This is a genomic window from Nocardioides sp. (genome assembly GCF_031422975.1).
In the GTDB taxonomy this organism is placed as follows: Bacteria; Actinomycetota; Actinomycetes; order Propionibacteriales; family Nocardioidaceae; genus Nocardioides.
Map to the genome: position 1 here is coordinate 1 of NZ_JANPEO010000256.1, position 4687 is coordinate 4687.

General features: G+C 71.0%; 6 protein-coding genes. 1 reads left to right on the forward strand and 5 read right to left on the reverse strand.

Translation table 11 applies throughout. The features are described from left to right. Window positions 1-793, reverse strand: a 793-nt coding sequence (locus RMO85_RS07540; RefSeq protein ID WP_310528097.1) for an alpha/beta hydrolase, incomplete at its 3' end; no start/stop codon positions are given. A gap of 147 nt (window positions 794-940) precedes the next feature. On the opposite strand from RMO85_RS07540, the gene RMO85_RS07545 reads away from it, so the two are divergent. Next, the gene (locus tag RMO85_RS07545; RefSeq protein ID WP_310528098.1) at window positions 941-1771 is read left to right on the forward strand and encodes an alpha/beta fold hydrolase; all 831 of its coding nucleotides are present in this window, start codon (window positions 941-943) and stop codon (window positions 1769-1771) included. On the opposite strand, the gene glpX is transcribed toward RMO85_RS07545, so the two are convergent. The 4 genes from glpX to RMO85_RS19650 are packed head-to-tail and all read right to left on the reverse strand — an operon-like array spanning window position 1736 to window position 4676. Then, window positions 1736-2740 (reverse strand): class II fructose-bisphosphatase, encoded by a 1005-nt coding sequence (gene glpX / locus RMO85_RS07550; RefSeq protein ID WP_310528099.1) that lies wholly within the window; start codon window positions 2738-2740, stop codon window positions 1736-1738. The genes RMO85_RS07545 and glpX overlap by 36 nt on opposite strands. 10 nt (window positions 2741-2750) lie before the next feature. Next, window positions 2751-3755, reverse strand: a complete 1005-nt coding sequence (locus tag RMO85_RS07555) for an ABC transporter ATP-binding protein (RefSeq protein WP_310528100.1) — start codon at window positions 3753-3755, stop codon at window positions 2751-2753. Next, window positions 3752-4561: an ABC transporter permease gene (locus tag RMO85_RS07560; RefSeq protein WP_310528101.1), complete on the reverse strand. Its 810-nt coding sequence runs from the start codon at window positions 4559-4561 to the stop codon at window positions 3752-3754. The genes RMO85_RS07555 and RMO85_RS07560 overlap by 4 nt, the downstream gene beginning before the upstream one ends. A gap of 7 nt (window positions 4562-4568) precedes the next feature. Continuing rightward, on the reverse strand, window positions 4569-4676 hold the full coding sequence (locus tag RMO85_RS19650; RefSeq protein ID WP_397203377.1) for a hypothetical protein: 108 nt from the start codon (window positions 4674-4676) through the stop codon (window positions 4569-4571). Window positions 4677-4687 lie beyond the last annotated feature (11 nt).

Genomic DNA, 4687 nt, shown 5'->3' on the forward strand with positions numbered 1-4687 from the left:
CGGCGCCCGGGATGGCAGACGCGGTCGCGCGACCACCGCTGACGTGCACCATCTTGTCGGCCATCCCGTGGATGACGAGCGCGGGCATGTGCAGGGTGCGCAGTCGCAAGGTGCGGTTGGGCTGGGTGAGGATCGCGAGCATCTGGCGCAGCACGCCACTGGCGGAGACCCCGCGATCGAAGGTGTCCTCGGCCCGCTTGCGCAGGGAGTCGGCATCCACCGGGTGGTCGGGAGAGCCGATCAGGTTCCACACGAGGGCGTTGGTGGCGACGTAGGCCTCCTTGCCGCCGCGACGGGGCGCGATCAGGGTCGGCAGCAGGTCGGGGCTCTGCCAGCCCACGGTCCGGCGACCGGTGGTGGACATGATGCTGGTCAGCGACAGCACCCGCGCGGGCGCCTCGATCGCCATGGTCTGGGCGATCATGCCGCCCATCGAGATGCCCGCCACGTGCGCCGCTGCCAGGCCCAGGTGGTCGAGGAGGGCGAGGCCGTCGCCCGCGAGGTCGCTGATGGAGTACGGCGCCTTGCCGCGGCCGGTCGAGAAGGCGCGGACGAGCTGCGCGCGCGTGACCCGATGGGCGATCCGCGAGGAGCGGCCGGTGTCGCGGTTGTCGTAGCGGATGACGTAGAAGCCCACCTGAGCCAACCGGATGCAGAAGTCGTCGTCCCACCAGATCATCGGCCCGCCCAGACCCATCACCAACAGCAGCGGGTCGCCGTCGGCGGAGCCGAAGGTCTGGTAGCAGATCTCGACCTCATGACTCACCGGCGCGAAGAGTTCCTCGGAAATCACCACTGCAGGCGGGTTCCGAGGCGCTGAGGCAGGCGTGCGGGTCATGTGCTCCAGTCAACACGACCTACCCCAGCCCTGGCACCGAGATCGGGTATGGACAGGCGAAATGCCGGAGAAAGGCGCTGTCCGGGGCTAGGTTCGCCTCTTATGACCCCGACCACCCTTGCGGATTTCCTGTTGCCGGACGGCTTCGGTCGTCCGCGGGCGCATGCGGTGATCGGCGAGGGGCGTGTCATCGGTGAGGCGGGCCGCTACGCCTGGGAGGCGATCAGCCAGCGCGGGGAGCGGTGGAACACGCCGTACGCCCATCGCGCACCGATGCGAGGCGACGAGCCCGTGCTCCTGGTGCCGGGGTTCATGGCCGGCGACGGCACCCTCGCGCTGATGCGTCGTGCGCTCCAGCAGCAGGGGCTGCGCACCTACCGCTCCCACATCCACGCCAACGTCGGCTGCACCCTCAGCGTCGCGACCCAGATCGAGAGGCGACTCGAGTCGATCGCGCAACGGCGGGGCACCAAGGTGCGCATCGTCGGGCACAGCCTCGGCGGCATGCTGGCACGAGGAGTCGCTGCCAGGCGGCCAGATCTCGTGTCGGGCCTGGTGACGATGGGCAGCCCGATGCTGGCCCCGGGTGCGCACCACGTGGGTCTCTCGGCCAGTGTCGCCATGCTGGTGCGGCTGAGCCGTGCCGGGTTCCCGGGCCTGATGTCGGAGGACTGCGTGGCCGGAGCCTGCGCGCGCCAGAGCTTCGACGAAGGGCGGCACCCACTGGCCGACTCCATCGACTTCACCGCGATCTACTCCAAGCGCGACGGCATCGTCGACTGGCGCGCCTGCATCGACCCCCTCGCGACGCCGCTCGAGGTCGGCGCGTCGCACGTCGGGATGGCGCTCGACCCCCGAGTGATCGCGGCGGTCAGGCAGGCCCTGCGGCCGGCTCCCTCAGTGGTCGAAGTCGATCGCGGAGAAATCGCGTAGCTTCGAGAGCTGGTGCTCGCTGGTGATCCGGCGGATCGTGCCGCTGCGCGAGCGCATCACCAACGAGTCCGTGGTCGCGCCGTTGGCGCGGTAGCGGACACCCCGCATCAGCTCGCCGTCGGTGATGCCGGTGGCCACGAAGAAGCAGTCGTCACCGGTGACCAGGTCGTCGGTGCCGAGCACGAAGTCGCTGTCGAGGTTGTGCCCTGCGTCGAGGGCACGCTGGCGCTCGTCGTCGTCCTGCGGCCAGAGGCGCCCCTGGATGACGCCGCCGGTGCACTTCATCGCGCACGCGGTGATGATGCCCTCGGGGGTGCCGCCGACGCCGAGGAGGAGGTCGACGCCGGTGTCGGGCCGTGCGGCCATGATCGCGCCGGCGACGTCGCCGTCCTCGATGAACTTGATGCGGGCGCCGGTGGCCCGGATCTCCTCGACCAGCTGGGCGTGACGCGGGCGGTCGAGGAGGACGACGGTCACATCAGAGGCCGAGCTGCCCTTGGCCTTGGCGACCAGGTGGATGTTCTCGGCGACGGGCAGGCGGATGTCGACGACGTCAGCGGCCTCGGGGCCGGTGACGAGCTTCTCCATGTAGAAGACGGCGGACGGGTCGTACATCGTGCCGCGGGGTGCGACGGCCAGCACGGAGATCGCGTTGTTCATGCCCTTGGCGGTCAGCGTCGTGCCGTCGATCGGGTCGACCGCCACGTCGCAGTGGGGACCGGTGCCGTCGCCGACCTGCTCGCCGTTGTAGAGCATCGGGGCGTTGTCCTTCTCGCCCTCGCCGATCACCACGGTGCCGTTCATGCCGATGCTGGCGATCATCACGCGCATCGCGTTGACGGCGACGCCGTCGGCATCGTTCTTGTCGCCGCGTCCCACCCAGCGACCGGCGGCCATGGCGGCCGCTTCGGTCACTCGCACGAGCTCGAGGGCGAGGTTGCGGTCGGGCTTCTGCGTGGACGGGCTCATGGGGCGCATGTTAGCGGTCGACGGCGACGGTCCCGTAGCGGCTCACGGCGGTGGCCTTGACCGAGAGCCAGACTTCACGACCGGGGCTCAGCCCGAGCTCGCTGGCGGCCTGCGGAGTCACGTCGGCCAGCAACGGCGGCTCGGAGTTGATCAGCAGCCGCACGGCGTCGCCGTGCTGTTGCGCGCTGGCGACCGTGCCCTGCCACTGGAGGCGGGCGGATCCCTCCGGGCGCCGCAGGCTGACCGTCACGTCCCGTGGCAAGAAGGTCGTGAAGCGGTCGCCATCCGACTGGTCGGGCTCGCGGATCAGGTTGACCCCCACCAGGCGCGCCACGTGGTCGGTGGCCGGCTGGGCGGCGACGTGCTGTGGAGTGCCTCGTTGGGCGACCCGGCCCTCGTCGAGCACCAGGACCTGGTCGGCCAGGGTCAGGGCGTCGATGGCCTCGTGCGTGACCAGGATGGTGACGCCGCCGAAGCTCGCAAGGTGCTGGGCCAGCTCGATCCGCAGTGCCATCGCCACGGTGACGTCCAGCCCGGCGAAGGGCTCGTCGTGCAGGAGCAGCCGGGGCTCGGTGGCGAGCGCCCGCGCGATGGCCACGCGCTGGGCCTGACCGCCCGACAGCTCGCGTGGGCGGCGGTGGCTCAGGTGGCCGATGCCGAACAAGTCCAGCAGCTCCTGTGCCTGCAGGTCCGCGTCGCGGCGAGAGCGGCCGCGCGAGCGCGGTCCGAAGGCGACGTTGTCGAGGGCACTCAGATGCGGGAACAGGAGCTGGCCCTGGAAGACCAGTCCCACCTCGCGATCTCGAGCGGAGAGAGTCAACAGGTCGACGCCGTCGAGCAGGGCCGTCCCGCCGGCCGGGACCAGGCCGGCGAGGGCACGGACGAACGAGGACTTCCCGGCCCCGTTGGGCCCGATCACGGCCACCACCGCTCCGGGCTCGGCATCGAGCTCCACGCGGACGCGCTCGGGCACGACCAGGTCGACCTGCAGGCCGGTGGTCCAGGGGCGGGTCACGGCGTACCCAACCATCGATCACGCAGGAGCAGCAGCACCGAGACCGAGACGACGAGCATCACGAAGCTCAGGGCGAGTGCCGCGTCCTGGTCGCTCTGGCGGGTGACGTAGATGAGCGTGGGCATGGTCTGCGTGCGGCCGGGGTAGTTGCCGTTGAAGGTGATGGTGGCGCCGAACTCGCCGAGCGATCGGGCCCAGCCCAGCACCATCCCGGCGACGATACCGGGCAGCGCGAGGGGGATGGTGACCCGACGGAACGTGGTCCAACGGGAGGCGCCGAGGCTGGCCGCGGCGGCATCGAACTCAGGATCTGCGGAGCGCAACGCCCCCTCGATCGCCAGCACCACGAACGGCATCGAGACGAAGACGTGCGCGAGCACCACTCCCCAGGCTGTGAACGGGAACGCGAAGCCGGTCGCCGCCAGCAGCGGCGCGCCCAGCAGTCCCGTGCGGCCGAACGCCGTCCGCAGGGCCACGCCGGCCACGACCGGGGGCAACACCATCGGCACGGTCACGAGCACGCGGACGAGGGTGCGGCCACGGAAGTCGACCCGGGCCAGCAGCCACGCGACCGGCAGACCCAGCACGAGGCAGGCCAGCATCGCGGCCGTCGAGGTCGTGAGGCTGAGCCAGAGTGCGCTGCGCAACGGCGCCGAGTTGAGCTGGCCGGGGAGCGCGCGCCAGTCCACCGCCGCGAGCAGGGCGACGAGCGGAAAGGCGAGGAGGAAGACCGCCAGCACCGCCGGGGCCAACAGCAGGAGTGGAGGTCGGCCCAACGGGTCGGCGCGGCGGGCCACCCGTCTCATGCGCGCCTCACGGGGCTCCGAACCCGGCCCGCTCGAGGATGGCCAGGCCCTCCTCCGAGCTCACGAAGTCGACCCACTGCTGAGCGAGGTCGGCGTCGGCGGACTGCTCGAGCACGGTGGCGAGGT